The organism is Pedobacter sp. ASV12 (assembly GCF_016429155.1).
Classification (GTDB): domain Bacteria; phylum Bacteroidota; class Bacteroidia; order Sphingobacteriales; family Sphingobacteriaceae; genus Pedobacter.
Window position 1 is genome coordinate 55722 of sequence record NZ_JAELUC010000004.1, and the last position, 22517, is coordinate 78238.

Here is a 22517-nt window from a genome sequence, read left to right on the forward strand (position 1 = left end):
TGTTGATTTTGAAAAGAGATACGCAACACGGGAATGCCTGGATTTTTACGAGTTGAAAATAATTTTCAAATAACTGTAAATCAGTTGATTGAATTTTAAATCTGTCAAGTAACTTTGGTTTTGCGAATGATTTTGGAGAAGAGCCTTGGCAAAAAACGTTTAAGCAGCACCCCTTTCGTTTCCTTGCCACCTATATAAACTTCTTCCTTTTTTTGCGCGATGGCCTTAATGATGGCTTGGGCACAAACCTCGGGCGCCATGCCGTTTTCTTGCGCACTGTCCATGGTGCCTTGGGCTGAGCCGTTGGCTGTAAGCGCGTTGATGGTTACTCGGGTTCTGATAAATCCGGGACAGGCCAAAAGCACCTGAATATTCGGGTTGTCTATTTCAATGCGCAAGGAATCGAAATAGCCGTGCAAGGCGTGCTTTGAAGCCGAATAGGCCGATCGGAAACGGGTGCCGAACTTGCCCACCAAGCTGCTCACGCATACAAGGCTGCCGCTGCCATGGGCCAGCATTTGTGGCAATACGGCCTTGCTTAAAATTACGGTTCCCCAAAAATTAACGTTCATGAGGCGCTGTTCGGTGGCCAGGTCTGTTTCGAGCGCTAATGCCCGCTGACTAATGCCTCCGCTGTTGATGAGGATGTCTATTTTTCCGAAAACGCGTAAGGCTTCGGTCGCTTTTTGAGGTAACGAGGCAATATCTTCGAGGTCGAGGGGCAAAACATGTACATCTATCGGGCTCTTGCAGTTCGATTTTACCCGGTACAGCTCATCCCGGTTTCTCGATGAAATGATGAGCTTGGCGCCCAAAGCGTTAAAGGCGTAAACCAACGCTTCGCCAATGCCTGATGAAGCGCCCGTAATCCAGACTATTTTATTTTTCATTTAATGCTTGTACTGTTTTTGCCGCCTTATCGGCTTTAGAGGCTGTGACTTTTTCATATTTCTCGTCGTATTCTGGCCTTAATGTACCCATCCACCTATCCCAAAATAAGAAATATAAACCATAGTTGCCCTTAAAATATTGGTGGTGCATGTTGTGCGCCACAGAGGTGCTCACCCACCTGCCGATCCAGGTTTTATGGAAGCGTTTCGGAAAAAGCTCATAGCCCAGGTGTCCGTATACGTTGTACACGAACATGATGAAAAAGAAAACTGCCAGGTGCAGTTCGTGAACCGGCATGACGAAAATGATGAGCACGAAGATCCCGGTTTCAACAACCGCTTCCAAAGGATGGAAAGAGTAGGCCGTCCATGGCGTCGGGCTGGTTGATTTATGGTGCACCAAATGGAAGAGCTTAAACAGTTTGGGATGGTGCATCATCCGGTGCGTCCAGTAAAAATAAGTATCATGGATGATGAACATCAGCGGAAAGGCCAAGAAGAAATAGACCCAACCATAATCGCTGATATTTTGATAGAGACGCGTGTAAGGCCTAACTGCATCGTTGGTGAGGAAAATAACCGGCAATGCGCCAAAAATCAAAATGGTAATGACCGAATAGAAAATATCGCGCCGATGGTCGGCCATTTTCGGCATCTTGGTTTGGATGCGCCTGCCGCTGAACCGCTCCTTAAATAGAATGTAGAAGATCAGGAAAGCAAGTCCGGCAATAAAAAAATAACGAGTACCTACCTGAAAAGAAAATTTGAAAAGATTTTCCCAAGTCATAATTGTAAAAAATAATAGAGATGATTGCAAAAATACGCAAAATGCATCAAACTATTCGTCTTCGTCGCCAGCAAACAGCGAGGCGGCAATGCCGTCGGCAAATAATTTGCCTTGGGTGGTCAGTTTTGCTTTTTCGCCGTCGAGCAGCACCTGTCCGTTTGTTATAAAGGGCTGCAGCTGCCGATGGGTTTCGCGGGCTAGGGATGCGCCAAACTCCTGTGCTATTTTTTGCAGGTCTGTGCCCCACATGGTGCGTAGCGAGGTCATGATGTATTCGTTAAACCGATCGGTCAGCGTAAGCTCTTCGCGGGTTTCGGCCAGTCGCCCTACACCAAGTTGCGCCAGGTATTTGGCATTGTTGGCTATGTTGAGCTGGCGCGTATGGCCGTCAAATCCATGCGCCGAGGGGCCGATGCCAAAATAAGGTACGCCCCGCCAGTAATTGGTATTGTGCACCGCATATTGGCCAGGCAGGGCATAGTTGGAAATCTCATAATGCTCAAAACCAGCCTTTTGCAGCTCTTCAGTCAGCCTTAAAAACTGCTGCGCGCTTTGCTCGTCGCTCAAGCCTTTTTGCTGGCCTTTTTGGATAGCGTTGGCCAAGGCGGTGCGTTCTTCTACTGTAAGTGAATAGGCCGAAATATGAGGTGTTTGCAGTTCGATGGCCTTGTTGATGTTGGCCTGCCATTTGGAATCGCTGAGCAGGGGATAGCCATAAATGAGGTCGATGCTGAGGTTTTCAAAACCAGCATCCTGGCTTCTTTTGATGCAACTTTCGGCTTCCTCGGCATGATGGGCACGGTTCATCCAAAGCAAATCCTCCTCAAAAAACGATTGGATGCCGATGCTGAAACGGTTGATGGGTAATTGCCTCAATTCCTTGAGCTTTGGTGCATTCAGGTCGTCAGGGTTGGCCTCTAGGGTAATTTCAGCATGGCTGGCTATGGCAAAATTGCGGGTCAGTTTTTCGAAGATCTGTTGTAGCGAAGCGATGGGTAAAACCGAAGGCGTGCCCCCGCCAAAGTAAATGCTGTGCACCTGTTCGGTCATCCGGTCTTTCTTCAGGTCGAGTTCCGTACAAATGGCATTGGTCATTTCGTCTACCTGTTTCAAGGATGTGGTAAAATGAAAATCGCAATAGGTGCATGCCTTTTTGCAAAAAGGGATATGGATATAAATGCCGGCCATGGTGCAAAGATAGCTTAAATTAAACATGGTACTTCAATTAGGAAAACAAAGGAATAAAGCCGTAATTTGCAGCCAGAAAGACCTTGTTAGCTTGGAGTTTAGCATGTACGGAAAGATTTTAGGAATAATTGGCCTGGTGTGCCTTTGCGCTTTGCGGCCTGTTAAGGCCCAGCAGGTTCCTGTGCCTGCCGATAGCCTGCAGCAAATATTCCAAACCGACATTCTCGATACGGCTGCGGTACAGGCCCTGGCGCCCGATACCATTACGCCCAAAAGGCTCATGCCACTCGATTCGCTGACCAAAGCATTGCTGGCCGACAGTCTGAGTAAGGGTTTTGGCTACCCGACCCTCGATTTCGAAGTGTTGAAAAGAGATTTTTTATTGAAATCGGCAAGCAGCGATCCGCGCCAGCAGGGAGAATTGCTTCAAAAAGGAGAAGTATGGATTTTGGGGGTCATTGCATTGTTGGTGGCGCTTTTTGCCGGGTTAAAATACAGCTTCTCCAAGCAGCTGGCTACCATTGTACAGTCGTTTTTTAGCAACCGGGTGTTGGGCAACCTCAACAAGGAAGACAATCTTTTTACATCTTGGCCGTTCTTGCTGCTTTTTGTACAATTTGGTTTTACCATTGGCATGTTCTTTTATTTGGCGGCCCAATACCAGCAGCTCAACTATGTGGCCAATGGCTTCCAGTTCTTCGTGACCATTTCTGTTGTGGTTATTGTACTGTACGTGCTCAAAATTTTATTGCTGCGCTTGTTGGGCTATGTATTCAATATCCAGAAACCGGTTAACGAGTACGTATCGATATTATATTTAAGTTATTTTAATGCTTCTTTATTGTTTATCCCGCTGGTGATCGCTTTTGCACTTTCGCCCTTAAAATATGGCGCTTACTATATTGCGATAGCCATAATTTTGCTGGTGGTTGTGTTTGTATTTCAGTTTATAAGAGCAGGCATAAACATTTTATCTCACTATAGGTTTTCTAAAATGTATTTATTTTTGTACTTTTGCACCCTCGAAATTTGCCCTATACTAATATTAATCAAGGCAATAGGATTTTAAGAGGTAAAAAGTTAAAATGCAGGAAAAGAAAGACGAAAGATTACGCAAGGTAAAAAGTATTCTGATCACTTTGCCGAAGCCCGAAACAGAAAAATCACCCTATTTTGATCTGGCCAAGAAATACAACCTGAAAATCGATTTCAGGTCGTTCATCCATGTAGAAGGCGTTCCGGCAAGGGATTTTAGGAAAGACAAAATCAACCTGGCCGATTTTACAGCTGTGGTATTTACCAGTCGCAATGCGGTTGACCATTTCTTCAGGATTTGCGAAGAGATGAGGTACGAAGTGCCAGCAGATCTCAAGTATTTCTGTATTTCAGAATCGACGGCATTATATCTTCAAAAGTATATCCAGTATAGGAAACGCAAGATTTTCTTTGGCAAGCAAACCGCTGCCGATTTGGCCGAGGTGCTGAAAAAACATGCCGGAGAGCAATTCCTTTACCCTTGCTCAGACGTAGCTACCGAAGACACCATGAACTTTTTGCAAAAGAACGGCTACAATTTCACGCCTGCGGTTCTGTTTAAGACCGTGGTTAGCGACTTGTCTGACCTGGCTGATGTTTTTTATGATGTAATTGCCTTTTTTAGTCCATCTAGCATCCAATCGCTCTACATTAATTTCCCAGATTTTAAGCAGAACAATACCCGTATTGCGGCCTTTGGCTCGAACACCAACAAGGCGGCTACCGAAGCGGGGCAGATTGTAGATATTGCAGCGCCTTCTCCAGAAGCGCCGTCAATGATTATGGCTATCGAAAACTACATCAAAAAATCTAACAAGTAATAAAACGGTTTTTTTGTCGTTAAGTACTCTGAATTAAGATTTTTTGCGGTTTAAAGCACCTGTTTGCAGAATCAAGTAAACAATTTGCTTTCAATAACTTAATGTTAAAAATTTTACTTGGACGAAACTGTTTTGAGTTGCTGGCTGATGTCAAGCAATGGTTTGATGCGGATTTAATTTTAAATTATTCCTGATTTATTTGCGTTAAATATTGTTTATATCAAGGATATTCGATAAAATTGCTATTAAAATTATTACAATCGCTTAACTGATTTTATGAGGAAAATATACCTTTTTAGTTTTTTCATCATTTGTGCCTTTCTGGCCAGTTGCTCAGGTGGCAACAAGGGAGAGCTGGTAGGTGCATACAATAAAAAGTTCAGCAATAGAACTATTCCGCTCGGAATGGTATTTATTCCGCCCGGAAGGACTTTAATAGGTATGACTGATGAGGACATGAGTTTTTATCAGGGAACCCCAAGCCGAATGACCTCATTTACGGCTTTTTATATGGACCAAACCGAGATCACCAATGCCGAATACAGACAGTTTGTAAACTGGGTGCGCGATTCGGTGGCGATTGCTTCTATGGGCGATTCGGGTGCGCCAAACCTTTACAGGCCGGCTCCAGCCAATGCGGCGGGCGGTACGGTAGTAGGGCCAAGAAACATCGACTGGAACAGGGTAGGTAACGGAAGCGTGCTTTGGGGCAGAAATAGCCAGTATAAATCTAGATTGCAGAACATGTACTATGCCGGCAACGACGCTTTGCCAGGCAAAAACGAAATAGATGTCAGGAAATTGAAGTACGCCTACAGCTACCTGGATCACGATCTGGAAGCTGCCGGAAGAAACGACCCTACCAAGAGCAGAAGAGACTTTATCCAAACCTATACCGATAACCCAACGCCAGGCAAGGCCAACGAGCATCCTTCGGTAAGCGTTTATCCTGATACCTTGGTTTGGAAGTTGGATTTTTCTTATTCGCAGAACGACCCTATGGTTGAGGCCTATTTCAGCCACCCTTCTTATGACCGCTATCCGGTAGTAGGTGTAACCTGGGAACAGGCCAATGCCTTCTGTAATTGGAGAACTGTGTTGTACTCTAATGTGGCTTCGGCCCGAAAACTGCCAGCCAACGGCAGGTTGAGGTATAGGCTGCCAACAGACCAGGAGTTTGAATATGCGGCAAGAGGCGGCAGAACACAAACCAAATATCCTTGGGGCGGACCTTACATCAAAAATACCAAAGGTTGCTTGCAAGCCAACTTTAAAGTGGGCCGAGGCAACTATACCGACGATGGTGGTTTGTACACCGTTGACGCCAGGGCTTACTTGCCAAACGATTATGGCTTGTACAACATGGCTGGTAACGTAGCCGAGTGGACCATCACAGCCTACAACAGGTCGGCTACCAGTTTATTGCTAGATTTTAATCCTAATTATACCAATACCGCTAAAGGCGCCAAAGTGGTAAGGGGCGGTTCATGGAAAGACATGGGCTTCTTCTTGCAGAATTCGGTAGGTACCTATGAGTACCAAGACAAGGCGAGGTCTTATATCGGCTTCCGCTGCGTATCTGATTTCCCTGGAAACGCATTAAACTAATTTATCTCTAAAAACTAAAACGAAACTTATTTAAAGATTATGGCAGCTAAGAAACAACCAGGTTGGTTACACATTGCAATTTCCTGGGGCGCGAGTATAGTAATCCTTGGTGCATTGGCTAAAATCCTTCACATTGGAGGGGTATGGGCAAATTATTTAATTGGAGCTGGATTGGGAGTTGAGGCCCTATTGTTTTTCTTAACCGGATTTTTTCCACCAGAACCAGAATTGCCTTGGGAGCGTGTATACCCAGAATTGGCGCCTAACTATAACGGCGAATTGCCAAAAGCAACCATTAGGCCAGCCGCAAGTTCAGACGTTTCTTCAAGCGCTGCTTTAGACAAAATGTTGGAAGATGCCAAGGTTGGCCCTGAATTGATTGAAAGCCTGGGCAATGGCCTACGCACTTTTGGCGACAAGGTATCAACCATTTCAAATATGGCCGATACCGTAGTGGCCACCAACGAATTTACAGGTAAAGTAAAAACGGCTTCAGCCAGTTTCGATAACCTGAGCAACGCTTTTGACAGGGCTACCGAGCAATTGGTAGAAATGGGCAACAGCAATGCCGATACCAAAGCCTACCACGAGCAGGTAAACAATCTGGCTAAAAACCTTTCGGCCCTCAATGCCGTTTACGAATTGGAATTGCAAGGCTCGAGCGCGCACCTGAAATCGATGAACAAGTTTTACGAAAACCTTTCGCTGACGATGGGCAACTTTAACGATTCGATGGAAGATTCGAAACAGTTCAAGGATGAGGTAGGAAAATTGGCTAAAAACTTGGCTTCACTGAATGCGATTTACGGTAACATGCTTACCGCAATGAACCAACCACGTGTTTAATCATTCATTCATTTTAATCGATCACTAAATCTAATTAAACATGGCTGGAGGAAAAGAAACGACAAGGCAGAAGATGATCAATATCATGTATTTGGTATTGTTGGCTATGCTGGCCTTAAACGTTTCAGACACAATCTTAAATGCTTTTAAGAATATCAATGATAGTTTGGACGCCTCTAAAACCAATGTAAGCACCAGCTTAGATCAGCTTTTTACGGCATTTGAAAATTTTGAACTTAAAAATAAGCCAGAGCGTGCAAAACCGCTTTGGGAGGATGCCAACAAGGCAAAAGCCCTGGCAGACGACCTGAATAAGGATCTGCAAAGGCTCAAGGACGAATTTAAAACCAAAGGAGAGGGTATTAACCCCGAAACCGGCGACTTAACCCTGCGTGATAACTTGGACATTGCCCAAGGGATCATGATCAACAAAAAAGAAGGCGAAAAGCTGAAAGCCAAGATCAACGATACCAGGGCCAAACTGATTGCCTTATTGCCTCAAGGTTCTACCATTGCCGCTACTTTAGAAGCAAAAGATGCGGCTAAGCCCATTAACGGCAAAACCAAGTGGGAAGACATCAACTTTGGCGAGGGTACTCCTTTAACTGCAGCCAATACCATTTTAACCAAAATTCAGGCCGATTTAAAAAACGCTGAAATTGAAGTGGTGAAGAAGATCTTTGGCAAAATGAGTGAAACCCAAATGACTTTCGACAACTTTAAGGCAGTAGCCGTGCCATCAAGCAGCTACGTAATCCAAGGACAGCCTTACAAAGCCGAGGTATTCTTAACCGCCAGCGATTCGAAGTCTAACCCTGAAATTACGGTAAACGGAAGTCCGTTAGCGATAAAAGATGGAGTAGGAACTTATACCGGTGGTACAGGCAGCGTGGGTGTGTTTAAATGGAAAGGTACCATTAGGGTTAAACAATCAGATGGTAATTACCTAACCAAGGAAACTCCTGAAATGACTTACCAAGTGGCCAAGCCATCGGCTACGGTTTCTTCTACCAACCTGAATGTAATTTATGCTGGTATTCCGAATCCGTTTTCAATTTCGGCACCTGGTTTCCCGCTAGAAAGCGTAAAGGCCAGTATTTCGGAAGGTTCGCTTTCTGGTGGCGCTGGTAAATTTATGATCAATGTACCGGGAAGCTTGGTAGGCAAAGATGTAACCATCAGCGTATCAGCAGCCAACGAAGGCAAGACCATCAGCTTGGGCAATAGTGTATTCAGGGTAAAACCAGTGCCTAATCCGGTAGCCAAATTTGCAGGCAAAATGGGTGGTATCATCTCTGGCAACAAAATGGCCAGCGAGAACGAAGTAACCGCATCTATCGAGAATTTCGAGTTTGATGTGAAAGTTAGGGTAACCAAGTTCAACATCACCATCGTTAAACCAAGACAAGAAGCACAGATTATTTATTGCCAAGGCGATAACCTGAATGCGCAAGCCAAGGCCGCATTGGCCAACCTGCCGTTCAAATCGGTGGTTTATATAGACAATGTTCAGGTGCAATTGCCTGATGGACGTACGCCTACAGTAAATTCGATGGTATTTACCGTAAACTAAAAAATTATGAGAAAAGTATTTTTTCTATCGCTGCTTTTGTTGACAACGGCTTTTGCCTTTGCCCAAACTACAGCTACGCCGCCGCCAACTACTACTACAGATAAGCCTGCAACCCCGAAGAAAAAGTTGCCTAAAAAAGATGGCTATGTGTACAGGGAAGAAAGCGTTGCCGATACGGTAGTGCCCTACTCGGTGGTAAACAAAGAAGATGTAGCCTATACCAAAAGGGTATGGCGCGAAATCGACTTGCGCGATCATGGCAATCAGATTTTGGCTTCCCCTAAAATCAACCTGATCGGCGTCATTTACGAGGCGCTTAAAAATGGCGAATTGGATATGTATGCCAATGACGACGAAGATTTTCAGAAAGACCCCATCAACAACAAAAAAGCAAATAACGCCGCCGGAACTTATTCTGCAGCCGACACAGCCTTTTTAGGGGTTAATCCGGGAACGAACGAAGTTAACAGGGCCAACAATGAATTTTTTGCAGCCAGCTACCCAATCGTAAGATTGAAGGAAGATTGGATCTTGGATATCAAACGCGGTATTTTCGAACCACGCATAATCGGCTTGGCCTTAGTGCGTATCGATGTGAAAACACAGGTAGATAATAACGGTAATCCGGTTGTAGACCCAACCACCAATACCGCCAGGGCAGATACCTTGAAAAGTGCGACCGGCTGGTTTTATTTCGACGACCTGCGTGAGATTTTGGTGAAAAAGAAAATCGCCAACAACTTTAACGATAATTCGGGAATTAACTTTGATGATGTTTTTACCCGCCGTCTGTTTTTTAGCAATATCGTCAAACAGTCTAACGCAGCCGACAACCGTATTGAAGATTACATCAGCAATTCGAAGGATCGCCTGTTGGAATCAGAAAGGATCAAGAAAGCCATGGCCGACTTTGAACAGGGCCTCTGGGAATATTAAAGCGAAAAGCCTCGATGAAAATCGGGGCTTTTGTTTTTGCGGACTGGAGCGAAGGCTTAAAAATTTCGCAAAAGTGATACCAGGCCGATGCTCCATTAACCATCGGCTATCATTAACTATTGACCAGAAAAATAGGCCTTCAGTGCCTCCACTTGTTTTAAGTTAAGCACTTCTTCCAGTTCTTTTGGCGTAGCCTGCTTGATCTTTTTTACAGATTTAAACTTGACCAGCAATTTGTCAGCTGTGGTTTTGCCGATACCCGGAATAAGTTCCAGTTCAGTTTTGAGCGTGCCTTGGTCGCGTTTTTTGCGGTGAAAGGTAATGCCGAAACGGTGCGCCTCGTCGCGCAGCTGCTGAATGATTTTGAGCGTTTCCGATTTTTTGTCGAGATACAGTGGCAGGTTGTCGCCGGGATAGTACAATTCTTCCAAACGTTTGGCAATGCCGATGACGGTTACTTTCTTTTCGATGTCCAGCTTTTTTAAACTGGTTAAGGCCGCCGATAGCTGTCCTTTGCCACCGTCGATGATAATGAGCTGAGGCAAGGTCTGTCCTTCTTCCAGCATGCGCTTATACCGCCTGTAAACGGCCTCCTCCATGGTGGCAAAATCATTGGGCCCTTCTACGGTTTTAACGTTAAAATGGCGGTAGTCTTTTTTGCTGGGTTTGGCATCCTTAAAAACCACAATGGCCGAAACCGGGTATTTGCCCTGAAAATTGGAGTTGTCAAAACATTCGATATGCTGGGGCAATTGGGTCAGCCTCAAATCGTGCTGCATTTGGCCCAAGATCCGGTCGGTACGCAGATCGGGGTTCAGCTTCTCGTATTGGTTCAGCTTTTCGCGTTTAAAGAAAAGCACGTTCTTTTCGGAAAGCTCGAGCAGCTTTTTCTTCTCGCCCAATTTGGGTACGGTAAACTTGAGGTTTTGATCGACCAGCTGAATGGCAAACGGAACAATAATTTCTTTGGAGGTGCTTTTAAACTTGGTGCGAAATTCGGTAATGGCAATGGTGAGCAACTCTTCGTCGGTCTCGTCCAGGCGCTTTTTGATTTCGATGGTTTGGGTTTGGATAATGCTGCCGTTCATTACCTTCAGGTAGTTTACAAAAGCATAGCGCTCGTCTGAAGCAATGCTCACTACATCGATATTGGTAATGGCGCTGCTTACCACGGTAGATTTGCTCTGGTATTTTTCCAGTACCCCGAGTTTTTTCTGATAGGCGTGCGCAAGTTCGAAATTCAGTTCTTCTGATGCGGTTTTGATTACCTGTTTCACGTCGCGAATCACGTTGCCGATTTTGCCGTTCAGAATGTCTTTGATTTCTTCGATGTTATGGTTGTAATCGGCTTCAGTTTGGTAATTCTGGCAAGGTCCTTTGCAGTTGCCGATCTGGTATTCGAGACAAACCTTAAACTTGCCCTCATTAATGTTTTGGGGGGTAAGCGGCAGGTTGCACGTGCGAAGAGTATAGGTTTCTTTGATGAGGTCTAAAATGGTATGCATCATGCCTACCGAAGCATAGGGGCCAAAATAGGTAGACCCGTCCTTGATGTACTTGCGGGTCCAGTAAATACGCGGAAATGCCTCTTTTTTGATAATGATCCAAGGATAGGTCTTATCGTCTTTGAGCATGATGTTGTAGCGAGGCTGATGCTTTTTGATCAGGCTGTTTTCCAATAGCCACGCATCGATTTCGGTATCTACAATGGTAAAGGTAATTTTCCTGATCTTCGAAACCAAGACCCTTGTTTTGCCATTGATCTGGCTTTTGTCGAGGTTAAAATAAGAGCCTACCCGGTTGCGCAGGTCTTTGGCCTTGCCGATGTAAATCAGCGTTCCCTCTGCGTCAAAATACTGATAAACGCCAGGCTTATGCGGAATATCGGCCAATGCCTTTTTATGATCGAAAACACTCATGCTGCTTAAATTAAAGCAAAGATATTGTTTTTACCCATTGGGTTTTTTGAAAAAACTCGTGTGTGGCCAAGCATTATCGACAACTTATTTGCTCTTGGAACGAAAATTGCGTGCCCTGCCGCAAAAGCTATGAATTAAATTCGGCGACCATAAGAATGTCAATTTATATTTTAACTTTATTAGCCTGTTGAGGCAGGTAGAAGATAAGGGACCTATAACACGAGGAACTGAAAGAATAAAACAGTCTGACCATGAAAAAAGAAGTTTCAAAAAGAAAGGTATTTGCAGGTGCTGCAATGCTAAACAGGGCCCAAATGAGCGAAATTAGGGGAGGAGAAAGTGCTGATGTACCCGTAACAACAAGGTGCGCCAATACCGGTGCGGTATGCTGGTTCGATGGAGCGAGCGGCGATAGCGTAGTAGGAAGGTGCGAGGAGATGGCCAGCGGGCAATGCCGCTGCGTAGTACGCGATAAGGGTGGCGCAGCCACCGAAAGCGTGCCTTTTCAGGAATGTTTAGGTTAACATAAAAAAGCTCTTCTTAAACCAATTAAGAAGAGCTTTTTTATAATGCTTAGTTAGAAGCCTAGTTTTTTGTCGAGTTCTGTAGTGCCCTGTTCTTGTTGTTGCTGGTATTGGTTGCAGTCGAACACAATAGACACCCCATTTTTAGGGGGCTCAAAGTCGGCTTTGCTAATTTTGATATTCGGGTTGGCATATACCTTTTTGATAAAGCCGGCATAAATCGGCAAGGCCGAATTGGCTCCCTCGCCGTCTCTGGTGCTGGTAAAATGGAAGGCACGGTCTTCGCAACCCGTCCATACGCCAGTAACCAAATCAGGTGTGATCGACATGAACCAGCCATCGGAGTTATTTTGCGTAGTTCCTGTCTTGCCACCGGTTGGCACGTTTACGCCATATCGGCCAATCAACCTGTATCCTGTTCCTCCGGTAACTACGCCTCTCAGCATCCGTGTCATTACATAGGCCACCTCTTCGTTCATGGCTACTTTAATGATGGGTTTACTGTCGTAAAGCACCACGCCGTTTTTGTCTTCTATCTTTAAAATATAAGTTGGCTGTGTCCACACCCCTTTATTGGCAAAAACCCCATAAGCGCCTACCATATCATAAATAGAGGCATCGAATGAGCCCAAGCAGATAGATGGTACCACGGGCACATCAGAAGTGATGCCCATTTTTTTGATTTCCGTAGCTACTGCCGTTGGTCCCACCTGCTTCATCAAATAGGCGGTTACATAGTTTTGAGAATAGGCCAACGCTTTTTGCAGGGTTATAGAGCCCGGCAAGGTTCCAGACGAACGGGGTGTCCAATCGGGACTGCCTGGCGTAGAAATCGTAACTGGTTCGTTGGGTACGGTAAGGCAAGGCGAATAGCCATTTTCGATAGCCACGGCATAAGTAAAGGGCTTGGCGGTAGAGCCTACTTGGCGGGTACCCATTTTAACCTGGTCGTATTTGAAATGCTCAAAATTGATGCCGCCTACCCAAGCTTTGATATAGCCCGTTTTCGGATCCATCGACATCATGGCATTGCGCAGCAGCAGTTTATAGTATTTTACCGAATCGATGGGTTTCATCAGCGTATCAAGGTTGCCTTTCCAGGTAAAAATGGTAAGCTTGCTGGGCGTATTGAAATCCTGCATAATCTCTTCGTCTGATTTGCCCTCTAGTTTTAAGGCCTTGTAGCGATCAGAGCGTTTCACGCCCTGGTCTATCTGCATTTCCATTCCTTTAAAAGGATTTCGGCCTTTCCAGCTGGCTATAAATTGGGCCTGCAGCTGTTTCATGTATTCTTTTTGCGCCTGCTCGGCATATACCTGCATGTCGTAGTTGATGGTTGTGGTAATCTTTAAGCCATCCCTATCCAAATCGTAAGGCACACCGTTCTTGGTAATCGAACGCTCGTCTAGCAACTTTTTAACCTCGGCTTTAAGCACAGCCCTGAAATAGGGAGCCACGCCATCATTGGTGGTAGCCGCCGTAAACTGTAGGTTAAGGGCTTTGTCTTTTTCCTGATCAAACTGCTCTTGGGTAAGAAAATCGGCTTTTACCATCAAAGCCATTACCGTATTTCTCCTGGCCAACGCTCTTTCGGGGTTTTTGGTAGGCGAGTAGCGGGTAATGCCTCTTTGTATGCCCACCAGCACAGCCGCCTGCGGTACGGTAAGCTTATCAGGGGTAGTGTTGAAGTACACCCTTGCGGCTGATTTGATGCCATAGGCCTGGTTGCCAAAATCGACGGTATTCAGGTACATGGTAATGATTTCTTCCTTGGTATAATTGCGCTCGAGCTTAACGGCAATTACCCATTCCTGAAATTTCTGGATAATCCTTTTCAGGTAGTTCTTTTGTCGGCCTTCTTCCGAAAATAAATTGAGGGCCAATTGTTGCGTAATGGTACTTCCACCTTGTTTTTTGCCAATCATGGCATATAAGAAAATGGTAAATGTTCTTTTGAAATCGATGCCCGAATGCGAACGGAAACGGACGTCTTCGGTAGCAATCAACGCATTGATTACATTGGGCGAAATCTGGTTGTAGTTAACGTTAGAGCGATTTTTTACAAAATAGGTGCCCAAAACCTTGCCGTCTTCAGATAGGATTTCGGTGGCTTCGTTGCTTTTGGGGTGCTCAATGGCCCTGAAAGATGGAATATCGCCAAAAACGCCAAAGCTAATGGCTACGATGAAGAGCGCAAAGAGCACCAGTCCGCCAATCAGCACTTTCCAAATCCTTCTGTTGTATTTCCTGATCTCTTCTTGGGTAAGGGGCTTATTCATTCGTTTATGTTGTATTGTTCTTGTAAGGTGTGGGGTAAAGGGTTTAGGATATGCGGAGATAATACCGCCTTCAGCCTTTTAGCCCTCTGCCTTGATTAATAGTTATTCTTAAAAAATTCCAGGTATCTGTTTAACGTATCTCTGTTCTTTATCTTATCAAAGTTTTCCTTGCTGATGTAAAAACCTTTGTACGTATTGGCCGGAACCTTCATGATTCTCGGCAACAATGGGGTAATGCCTTTCGCATAATCCTGCACATCTTCCAGGCTTTCGAAACTGCCTACATAAATCAGCTGGTCTTCTTCCAGCTCTAACAATTGATGCTTGAGGCCGTCGCCTACATAATTAGCCCGGTTAAACTGGCCTACGCCAAAGCGCGACGAGCTTACGCTTACCGTCATATCGGCCACATCAATTACATAATAGTAGGTTTTCGATTCGGCTTTGCTAAACAGGTTGTCTACTACTGGCGGCGCTACTACAGGTTTGTTTTCCGGCTCGGCCTTAACTGGCGGCAAATCGGCCGATTTAGGTTGTACGGCTGGTGGCGAAACGGCAGGTTTCTCTACCGGGGGCGCTACTGGATTGTTTTTGGCCGGTTCGTTGATGGCCTGCTGAGGAACCGCAACGCTTTCTTGCTGGGCAATAAAACGCGGTTCGGTCGGATCGAAATCGATAAGGGCAATTTTTCGAGCTTTAAATGCAGCCAAGTGGGCATTGATGTAGGCAATATGATCCTTTACCAATGGCGTAATCAATACATCGTTAGGATACTTGGAAATAATGCCGTTGAAGGCATTAAGCAGGCTATCTACATGTTGGGTACGGCCAATGGCAATGGCTTTCAGGTAATCGTACTGCGACTGCAGGCTATTGCCCGGAAAGCGCTGGCTGGTTTCGTCAACCCCAGTAATTACCTTGGGGAAGTCCTTTTTTTCGTAATTGGCAAATACAATATTGTATGATTTGTTTACTTCGGCATCCAGCGCATTTTGCTTGGCCGAGAAATTAGGATCTAAAATGGTTTTGGCATAAACGGAATTAGGGAATTCGCTCAATACCCTGTTCCTGTAGTTTTCCGACTTGGCCTGGTCGGTATTGGCGTAGGCGAGGTACAAACTGTAGTAAATGGCATCGCGATGGTTGTTTTGCGGATAGCGCGCCAATAGCTGCTCGTAAACCTTGATGGCTTCGGCCTGGTCTTCGATGACCTGCTGGTAAAAACCGGCAATCTCAAAATAAGCATCGATAATTTGCTGGTCAGACTTGCGCAACTGTGCTGGCGTAAGTGGCAACAAAGCCGTATATTCTTTAATGCGGGCTGTTTTATCCTGCGCCTGTGTTTTTTGCACACTGTCTGTTGGTGCCGTATTGTTGCCTATGGCGGCCAGCTGGTTCTGTTGCGTTACCTGTTGCGACGATTTAACGCTTTGGCGCCAGCTGTCTTCTAAGATACGGTTGCCCCAGCGTCGCCTAAAATCGCTAAAGCCCTTGCTAATGGTGTTGGGATTGTTGAAATAAAAAGTACCCCCGCTTTGCTGGCGTGTAGACAGGCCCGGCTGGAAAGAGCCCATATTGTCTGCGGCTGCAAGAGGATTTGTGGTTTCTTTTTTGGCTTCAAACAGCTCATTGAGTCTTTTTTCCCGGGCTTCTTGAGGCATACGCGCCAAGGCTTGCAGGGTATCCTGCTCCGAAATAAGCTGGTAGCGTTCGGTAAGGTATTCAAGGTTTTGCCCTTTTTTAAGGATCGATTCGTAATTGGGGTAGTTTTTAGGCAAAACGCTCAAAGCACTATCGTAATAAAGTTTGGCATTGACGTAGTTGCCCAGGTTCTTAAAGTTAAGGTCGGCCAGCTTTAAATAGGCCAAGCCCTTTTGGTAATTGTTACGGATGCTTTTTTGGGCCGATAGTTTGTAATACTCGGCGGCCTTGTCGTAGTTTTTGTCGCCAAGGTAATCTTCGGCCACTTCGTAATAGATCTGGTCGGTATAGTCGAGGTTTTTGTCGTCTTTCAGCAGCTTCAGCAGTGCTGTTTTACGATCTGCCGTTTGATCGTTCAAAATATCGTTGATGCGGATTTTGCTTAGCTTGGCATTGAAATACATCTCAAACGGAGAATTGCTGTTTTCTACCTTGGTGTAGTTGCGCAGGCTCAGCTCGTACTGCTTGTCGTGTTCGTACAGTTGCGCCAAAATGTATGGCCAGCGGGTACGCGACTGCATTTGGCCGCTTTCTTTGATGGCCTGTGTTAGATAGTCAATTGCTTTTTTATAATCTTGCTGGCTGATGCTCATCTGGGCCAGTGTAGCCAAAGGTTCGGCTTTGTTATGCTTTACCGAATCGAGGTCGAGCAAAACCGTATCGAGTGTTTCGCGCGCCTGGATGTTGCTGTGCAGCTGCATCAGGCTTCGCGCCTTCCAGTTGAGGGCGGCAAGATGGGTGTTCTTGTCTTTTTTGTAGGCTTTGGCTGTATAATCAAAGTATTCTTTAGCGATAAAGAAGTTGCCTTTGTAGAAATTGGCTTTGCCCAAGAGCATGTAGGCTTCGTCGATATAGTTGCTGAGGCTTTTTTCGCTGATGATGGTCTGTGCTTTCCGAATAATTTCATCCAAAGCCTTGGTATCGCCGGTGGCACTTGATGCGCCGCTGAGGTAGTCAATAGGTTCCGGAGCAATGTAAACGCTTAAAAAATCGTCGTAGTTATCTTTGTAGGTCTGCGCAAGTTCTTCCTGGTAAGTGCCCAACAATACATTAGAGTTATAGATGTAATTATACCTGGCCGAAAGATTTTGCAGGCTCCTGTTGGCGGCATTGTCCTTTTGCGTTGAGCAGGCATAAAGCAAAATCATGCTCAAGCCAAGCAGGATGGTCTTTATACTCGGTTTTGCGTAGTTGTTCAAGGATGTATGGTTGTGAGTGTTAATGGCAATATAATAATATGTTATGCAAAAATATTTTATTCGGCAATATATTCTTCATATTTAGTATAAATTTATTGTATCGAAACATGGAAGAACCAAAAAACAATATCCGGGGAAAAAGAGCCCGCAATTTTGCCAAATATACCGGTATTGCCTTTCAGATGTTGGCCACTATTGGCGTATTTGCATTGATAGGCTACCAGATAGATAAATATCGAGATGGCCAAAAGCCCATCTTTATGGCGTTGCTGGGGCTTATGGGGGTTGTTTTTTCATTGTATCAAGTGGTGCGTTCGGTTACGAAGGATGAGTAGTTCAATGGTTCATTAGTTCACTGGTTCATTAGTTTGTTGGTTCTTGGGTGGCTAACTGAAAGCCGGTTGCCGTTTTATTGCTGGATAGTCAACTGAAATAGCAAATGGCTAATTGCGAATTGCTGTCCGAGAGCCACAAGCTGAAAAATCTACCAATCGTCTTATGCTAAGCCATGGACTCGCGACTTCAAACTTTCTTTTATACCTTTGTAAAAAATTACAGGTTTGGGCATACAACGTTTTACTTTATATTATATTATCTATACGGCGGTGCTGGCCGGCATTGCCGTGGCGCTGCCCCATGCTTTTCCGGGGGTTCAGGTTTTGATCCATAAGTTCTGGCTCGTATTTGGCTTTTTGGCAGGGCTTACTTTCATTGCCTATATCGTTGCTTTTTTGGGCATTAAACGCAACCCCGAAAGTGGCATTATGGCCATTATGGGTTCTATTGCGCTAAAGATGCTATTTTCTATGGCTTTCGTGCTGATTTACAGCCTAAACAATAAGGAAAAAAGTATCGTATTTGCCCTCAATTTTTTTTCTTTATATTTATTGTTTACCTTCTTTGAAATATACTGTTTGTTGCGTAACTTGCGCCACCAAAATAAATAGTAAAAATCTGCGAGTAAATGGATTGTAGCCACGTTTTTGAATTCAAGTTTAAGAGGTTAATTGTTGTTTTTACGCTTTTTTCGGCGTTTTTGTTGTCGTCTGTTGGGGTAAAAGCTCAGGCGGATACAACGCATGCAACAGAAAAATCACATGAAGCGCCAGCCGAAAAAGAAAAATTTAATATAGGTAAATTTGCTTTGCACCACGTAGCCGACTCGCATAGCTGGCACGTAATCGGCGATACTTATATCGGTCTTCCGGTAATTTTGTATGACAAGGGCAAGGTATTTATGTTTAACAACAGCGAATTTGGCCACGACGATGAGGCCAAGGTGGTAGTTGAAAAAGACGGACAGCGCTTTGTGAAAATGCACGACAAAATCTATTTCGCTTCTGAGGTAGCTAATGAGCATGGTCAATATGTAGAGCTGAACGCCGAGCACCACGCCGAAAATAAACGTCCTTTAGATTTCTCGATCACCAAAAATACCTGCACTTTGTTCCTTTCGGTCATCATCATGCTGTTGGTATTTTTAAGTGTAGCCAGAAACTATAAAAAACGTCAGGGCAAATCGCCTAAAGGCTTGGCTTCATGGCTAGAGCCGGTTATCCTTTTCGTAAGAGACGATATTGCTAAACCAAACCTGGGCCATAAGTATGAGCGCTTCATGCCGTATTTGTTGACCGTGTTTTTCTTCATCTGGTTCAACAACATGCTGGGCTTGGTTCCTTTCTTGCCAGGTGGAGCCAACTTAACCGGTAATATCGCGGTAACGATGGTGTTGGCTATATTTACTTTATTGCTTACCGTGTTTAATGGCAACAAACATTACTGGCAACATATTTTCTGGATGCCGAATGTACCAGTTCCCATTAAGATCTTTTTAATTCCGTTAGAGCTGATCGGTGTGTTAACCAAGCCAATCGCTTTGATGATCCGTTTGTTTGCGAACATTACCGCAGGTCACATTTTGGTCTTGTCGCTGATCTGTTTGATTTTCGTATTCAACAGCCTGTTCGTTTCTGCTGCCTCGATTCCTTTCGCCATGTTTATTGGCGCTATCGAGCTGATGGTAGCCTTTATCCAGGCCTTTATATTTACCATTCTGTCGGCCCTGTTTATTGGCATGGCGGTAGAAGAACACCATTAATTAGCATAATTTTAAAAACAATTAATATATAAAATCATGATTACAGGAAGTATTGCTGCAGTAGGTGCAGGATTAGCTGCGATTGGCGCTGGTCTAGGTATCGGTCGTATTGGTGGTTCTGCTATGGACGGTATTGCTCGTCAACCAGAAGCTGCCTCAAAAATTCAAACTGCGATGTTGATCGCTGCTGCCTTCGTTGAGGCGGTTGCTTTGTTCGCGGTAGTAGTTGCATTAGTGTAACTCGCCTTAAATGTTTTGCAGAAGATTGTTCTGCAAAACATTTATTGATAAAAACGAAATAAGAAAGATAGAATAAAATATATACCGAAATGGATTTATTAATACCTGAAGTTGGTTTAGTTGTTTTTCAGACAATCGCATTTTTGCTTTTGCTTCTTATCTTGGCCAAGTTTGCCTGGAAACCAGTATTGGGCGCTATTAAAGAGCGTGAGCAGTCGATAGACGATGCCTTGAACAAGGCCGAATTGGCCAAACAAGAAATGGCCCGTTTAACTTCTCAAAACGAAGAGTTGATGAAACAGGCACGTGCTGAGCGCGATCAGATTTTGAAAGAGGCCAAAACCTTGAAAGACAGCATCGTGAACGAAGCCAAAACCCAAGCTCAAAGCGAAGGTGCCAAACTGATTGAAAAAGCTCGTATCGAAATCGAAAACCAGAAAAAGGCAGCTTTGGCAGAATTGAAAGGCCAAGTATCGACTTTGTCTTTGGATATTGCCGAGCGCGTATTGCGCAATCAGCTGGATGATAAAGCTAAACAACAGGACCTGGTAAACAGCCTGTTAAAAGATGTTGAATTAAACTAGAATAGCGTACAGCGTAGTGCGTATTGAGCAAATCAATCGCTATACGCCATACGCACATCTCAATACTAAATATATGTCAAGTAAAGCAGCAGCCAGATACGCCAAATCATTAATCGACCTTTCTATGGAGCAAAATGCCTTAGAAGCGTTGAAGAATGACATGGTGTTATTTGAGGAAGTTGTAGATAACAATAGCGAACTGGAAGCCATTCTGAAAAACCCGATTATCCCCTTGGATAAAAAAGCCGGGATTTTGAATGCGCTTTTTGCAGGCAAAGTAAATCCAATTACCGATCACTTTTTCAAGTTGGTGGTTAGTAAGGGCCGTTCTGCAATCTTGTTCGATGCCGCCAAGCAGTTTGTTAGCCAATATCAGGCACTGAAAGGAATTGTAACTGCAGAAGTAACTACAGCTACAGCCCTAACCGACGCCAACAAAGCCGAAATCGTGAGCTTGGTGAAAAAAGAACTGGGTGCCAACGAGGTGGTGATCAAAGAAAAAGTAGACGAGAAATTGATCGGTGGCTTTATCTTAAAGGTTGGCGACAAGCAATTTGATGCCAGTATTGCCAGCGGTTTGAAAAAACTGAAAAAAGAATTTGCACAAGGCATAGCATAAGCGAACCTTGAAAATATATCCGATGAGAGATCGGGAAACAAAATAAACACAGTACAAGATTTACATTAGAAAAAGAAATCAAAAATAAAATTATGGTAGAGGTAAGACCAGACGAAGTTTCGGCAATTATCAGACAACAATTGTCAGGCTTCAAATCAGAAGCTGAGCTTGAAGAAGTGGGTACCGTATTGCAAGTGGGTGATGGTATTGCCCGTGTTTACGGACTAACCAAAGTTCAAAGTGGCGAGTTAGTTGAGTTTGCCAACGGTTTGCAAGGTATTGTATTGAACCTTGAAGAAGATAACGTAGGTGTGGTATTGTTAGGCCCATCAGACGAGATCAAAGAAGGCGATACCATTAAACGTACCAAAAAAATTGCCTCTATCAAAGTTGGTGAAGGTATGTTGGGCCGTGTAGTAAACACGCTTGGCGAGCCTATCGACGGTAAAGGACCAATCTTGGGCGAAACCTACGAAATGCCTTTAGAGCGTAAAGCACCAGGTGTAATCTACCGTCAGCCGGTAAACGAGCCTTTGCAAACAGGTATCAAAGCTATCGACGGCATGATCCCAATCGGTCGTGGCCAGCGTGAGTTGGTTATCGGCGACCGTCAGATTGGTAAAACTGCCGTTTGTATCGATACCATCATCAACCAAAAGGAATTTTACGAAGCAGGTAATCCTGTATTCTGTATCTACGTAGCTTGTGGTCAGAAAGCAAGTACCGTAGCTAATATTGTTCGTACTTTAGAAGAAAATGGTGCAATGCCATATACCGTAGTCGTTTCGGCTTCTGCGGCCGAGCCTGCGCCATTGCAGTTCTACTCTCCATTTGCTGGTGCCGCCATCGGCGAGTTCTTCCGCGATACAGGTCGCCCAGCTTTGATCGTTTATGACGATTTGTCTAAACAAGCGGTAGCTTACCGTGAGGTATCGTTGTTGTTGCGCCGTCCACCAGGCCGTGAGGCTTATCCAGGCGATGTGTTCTATCTGCACAGCCGTTTGTTGGAAAGAGCAGCCAAAATCAACGCCAACGACGAAATCGCTAAAAATATGAACGATTTGCCAGAGTCGTTGAAAGGTATCGTTAAAGGTGGTGGTTCGTTAACCGCTTTGCCAATTATCGAAACCCAAGCTGGCGACGTTTCGGCCTATATCCCAACCAACGTAATTTCGATTACCGATGGCCAGATCTTCTTGGAGTCGAACTTGTTCAACTCTGGTATCCGTCCGGCTATCAACGTAGGTATCTCGGTATCACGCGTGGGTGGTAATGCTCAAATCAAGTCGATGAAAAAAGTAGCTGGTACCTTAAAGTTAGACCAGGCTCAATACCGCGAGCTAGAGGCTTTCTCTAAATTCGGTTCAGACTTAGATGCCGCTACCAAATCGGTACTCGATAAAGGTGCACGTAACGTAGAAATGTTGAAACAAGCACAGTTCTCGCCACTAACCGTTGAGAAACAAGTTGCCATCATCTATGCAGGTACCAAAAACCTAATGCGTAGCGTACCGGTAGATAAGGTAAAAGAATTTGAAGCTGAATTCCTGCAATCATTAGAATTGCGTCATCCTGATACATTGAAAGCTTTGAAAGCCGGTAAATTTGATGACGAAATTACAGGTGTGTTAGATACAGTTGCAAAAGAGATTTCAAGTAAATACTAAATA

Annotated in this window: 20 protein-coding genes; 14 read left to right on the top strand and 6 right to left on the bottom strand. The window is 44.7% G+C overall.

Translation table 11 applies throughout. The features are described from left to right. Window positions 1–104: 104 nt before the first annotated feature. From JHD69_RS02605 to hemW, 3 genes are read right to left on the bottom strand one after another with little or no spacing between them, the layout of a single operon-like run. Complete coding sequence (locus JHD69_RS02605; RefSeq protein ID WP_199137074.1) at window positions 105–890, bottom strand: SDR family oxidoreductase; 786 nt, start codon at window positions 888–890, stop codon at window positions 105–107. Then, window positions 880–1677, bottom strand: coding sequence for a sterol desaturase family protein (locus JHD69_RS02610; protein WP_233165636.1), 798 nt, complete (start codon window positions 1675–1677; stop codon window positions 880–882). Before JHD69_RS02610 ends, JHD69_RS02605 begins: the two co-directional genes overlap by 11 nt. A 51-nt stretch (window positions 1678–1728) precedes the next feature. Further along, window positions 1729–2892 (bottom strand): radical SAM family heme chaperone HemW, encoded by a 1164-nt coding sequence (gene hemW, locus JHD69_RS02615; protein WP_370583446.1) that lies wholly within the window; start codon window positions 2890–2892, stop codon window positions 1729–1731. Here hemW and JHD69_RS02620 point away from each other — a divergent pair. The 6 genes from JHD69_RS02620 to gldN all read left to right on the top strand — a co-directional run bounded on the left by JHD69_RS02620 (window position 2891) and on the right by gldN (window position 9684). Beyond that, window positions 2891–3934: a DUF4271 domain-containing protein gene (locus tag JHD69_RS02620; RefSeq protein ID WP_233165637.1), complete on the top strand. Its 1044-nt coding sequence runs from the start codon at window positions 2891–2893 to the stop codon at window positions 3932–3934. The genes hemW and JHD69_RS02620 overlap by 2 nt on opposite strands. A 16-nt stretch (window positions 3935–3950) precedes the next feature. Then, window positions 3951–4721, top strand: a complete 771-nt coding sequence (locus tag JHD69_RS02625; protein WP_199137076.1) for a uroporphyrinogen-III synthase — start codon at window positions 3951–3953, stop codon at window positions 4719–4721. Window positions 4722–4997: 276 nt separating this feature from the next. Next, on the top strand, window positions 4998–6329 hold the full coding sequence (locus tag JHD69_RS02630; protein WP_199137083.1) for an SUMF1/EgtB/PvdO family nonheme iron enzyme: 1332 nt from the start codon (window positions 4998–5000) through the stop codon (window positions 6327–6329). A gap of 39 nt (window positions 6330–6368) precedes the next feature. Beyond that, the gene (gene gldL / locus JHD69_RS02635) at window positions 6369–7175 is read left to right on the top strand and encodes a T9SS inner membrane protein PorL/GldL (RefSeq protein ID WP_199137085.1); all 807 of its coding nucleotides are present in this window, start codon (window positions 6369–6371) and stop codon (window positions 7173–7175) included. A 40-nt stretch (window positions 7176–7215) separates the two neighbouring features. Continuing rightward, entirely contained in the window at window positions 7216–8748 is a 1533-nt protein-coding gene (gene gldM, locus JHD69_RS02640) for a type IX secretion system protein PorM/GldM (RefSeq protein WP_199137087.1), read from the top strand. A gap of 6 nt (window positions 8749–8754) precedes the next feature. Continuing rightward, the gene (gldN, locus tag JHD69_RS02645) at window positions 8755–9684 is read left to right on the top strand and encodes a type IX secretion system protein PorN/GldN (RefSeq protein ID WP_199137089.1); all 930 of its coding nucleotides are present in this window, start codon (window positions 8755–8757) and stop codon (window positions 9682–9684) included. 116 nt (window positions 9685–9800) lie between these two features. On the opposite strand, the gene uvrC is transcribed toward gldN, so the two are convergent. Next, window positions 9801–11603, bottom strand: a complete 1803-nt coding sequence (gene uvrC / locus JHD69_RS02650) for an excinuclease ABC subunit UvrC (protein WP_199137091.1) — start codon at window positions 11601–11603, stop codon at window positions 9801–9803. Between the two features lie 251 nt (window positions 11604–11854). Here uvrC and JHD69_RS02655 point away from each other — a divergent pair, with 251 nt between their 5' ends. After that, window positions 11855–12127: a hypothetical protein gene (locus JHD69_RS02655; protein ID WP_199137093.1), complete on the top strand. Its 273-nt coding sequence runs from the start codon at window positions 11855–11857 to the stop codon at window positions 12125–12127. A gap of 53 nt (window positions 12128–12180) precedes the next feature. Here JHD69_RS02655 and JHD69_RS02660 read toward each other — a convergent pair whose 3' ends face one another. Both JHD69_RS02660 and porW read right to left on the bottom strand, forming a co-directional pair. After that, on the bottom strand, window positions 12181–14406 hold the full coding sequence (locus JHD69_RS02660; protein WP_199137101.1) for a transglycosylase domain-containing protein: 2226 nt from the start codon (window positions 14404–14406) through the stop codon (window positions 12181–12183). 95 nt (window positions 14407–14501) lie between these two features. Further along, complete coding sequence (porW, locus tag JHD69_RS02665) at window positions 14502–17306, bottom strand: type IX secretion system periplasmic lipoprotein PorW/SprE (RefSeq protein WP_233165638.1); 2805 nt, start codon at window positions 17304–17306, stop codon at window positions 14502–14504. Between the two features lie 107 nt (window positions 17307–17413). Between porW and JHD69_RS02670 the strand changes: the two genes are divergently transcribed. The 7 genes from JHD69_RS02670 to atpA all read left to right on the top strand — a co-directional run bounded on the left by JHD69_RS02670 (window position 17414) and on the right by atpA (window position 22514). After that, on the top strand, window positions 17414–17641 hold the full coding sequence (locus JHD69_RS02670) for an AtpZ/AtpI family protein (protein WP_199137103.1): 228 nt from the start codon (window positions 17414–17416) through the stop codon (window positions 17639–17641). Window positions 17642–17866: 225 nt separating this feature from the next. After that, window positions 17867–18253 (top strand): hypothetical protein, encoded by a 387-nt coding sequence (locus JHD69_RS02675; RefSeq protein ID WP_199137105.1) that lies wholly within the window; start codon window positions 17867–17869, stop codon window positions 18251–18253. 17 nt (window positions 18254–18270) lie between these two features. Further along, window positions 18271–19404: a F0F1 ATP synthase subunit A gene (gene atpB / locus JHD69_RS02680; RefSeq protein WP_199137107.1), complete on the top strand. Its 1134-nt coding sequence runs from the start codon at window positions 18271–18273 to the stop codon at window positions 19402–19404. Window positions 19405–19443: 39 nt separating this feature from the next. Continuing rightward, window positions 19444–19644 (top strand): ATP synthase F0 subunit C, encoded by a 201-nt coding sequence (gene atpE, locus JHD69_RS02685; RefSeq protein ID WP_136876209.1) that lies wholly within the window; start codon window positions 19444–19446, stop codon window positions 19642–19644. Between the two features lie 89 nt (window positions 19645–19733). Then, on the top strand, window positions 19734–20228 hold the full coding sequence (locus JHD69_RS02690; protein WP_199137109.1) for a F0F1 ATP synthase subunit B: 495 nt from the start codon (window positions 19734–19736) through the stop codon (window positions 20226–20228). Window positions 20229–20301: 73 nt separating this feature from the next. After that, entirely contained in the window at window positions 20302–20847 is a 546-nt protein-coding gene (atpH, locus tag JHD69_RS02695) for an ATP synthase F1 subunit delta (RefSeq protein WP_199137111.1), read from the top strand. A 92-nt stretch (window positions 20848–20939) separates the two neighbouring features. Next, a complete protein-coding gene (gene atpA / locus JHD69_RS02700; RefSeq protein WP_199137113.1) occupies window positions 20940–22514 on the top strand; it encodes a F0F1 ATP synthase subunit alpha in 1575 nt (524 codons plus the stop codon). The last annotated feature ends 3 nt before the right edge of the window (window positions 22515–22517 follow it).

Coding starts and splice junctions, on each gene's coding strand:
- JHD69_RS02620 (WP_233165637.1), top strand. CDS start 2,891: ATGGTACTTCAATTAGGAAAACAAAGGAATAAAGCCGTAATTTGCAGC.
- atpH (WP_199137111.1), top strand. CDS start 20,302: ATGTCAAGTAAAGCAGCAGCCAGATACGCCAAATCATTAATCGACCTT.
- gldL (WP_199137085.1), top strand. CDS start 6,369: ATGGCAGCTAAGAAACAACCAGGTTGGTTACACATTGCAATTTCCTGG.
- uvrC (WP_199137091.1), bottom strand. CDS start 11,603: ATGAGTGTTTTCGATCATAAAAAGGCATTGGCCGATATTCCGCATAAG.
- atpA (WP_199137113.1), top strand. CDS start 20,940: ATGGTAGAGGTAAGACCAGACGAAGTTTCGGCAATTATCAGACAACAA.
- gldN (WP_199137089.1), top strand. CDS start 8,755: ATGAGAAAAGTATTTTTTCTATCGCTGCTTTTGTTGACAACGGCTTTT.
- JHD69_RS02610 (WP_233165636.1), bottom strand. CDS start 1,677: ATGACTTGGGAAAATCTTTTCAAATTTTCTTTTCAGGTAGGTACTCGT.
- JHD69_RS02690 (WP_199137109.1), top strand. CDS start 19,734: ATGGATTTATTAATACCTGAAGTTGGTTTAGTTGTTTTTCAGACAATC.
- gldM (WP_199137087.1), top strand. CDS start 7,216: ATGGCTGGAGGAAAAGAAACGACAAGGCAGAAGATGATCAATATCATG.
- JHD69_RS02625 (WP_199137076.1), top strand. CDS start 3,951: ATGCAGGAAAAGAAAGACGAAAGATTACGCAAGGTAAAAAGTATTCTG.
- JHD69_RS02660 (WP_199137101.1), bottom strand. CDS start 14,406: ATGAATAAGCCCCTTACCCAAGAAGAGATCAGGAAATACAACAGAAGG.
- atpB (WP_199137107.1), top strand. CDS start 18,271: ATGGATTGTAGCCACGTTTTTGAATTCAAGTTTAAGAGGTTAATTGTT.
- JHD69_RS02655 (WP_199137093.1), top strand. CDS start 11,855: ATGAAAAAAGAAGTTTCAAAAAGAAAGGTATTTGCAGGTGCTGCAATG.
- JHD69_RS02630 (WP_199137083.1), top strand. CDS start 4,998: ATGAGGAAAATATACCTTTTTAGTTTTTTCATCATTTGTGCCTTTCTG.
- JHD69_RS02670 (WP_199137103.1), top strand. CDS start 17,414: ATGGAAGAACCAAAAAACAATATCCGGGGAAAAAGAGCCCGCAATTTT.
- JHD69_RS02605 (WP_199137074.1), bottom strand. CDS start 890: ATGAAAAATAAAATAGTCTGGATTACGGGCGCTTCATCAGGCATTGGC.
- hemW (WP_370583446.1), bottom strand. CDS start 2,892: ATGTTTAATTTAAGCTATCTTTGCACCATGGCCGGCATTTATATCCAT.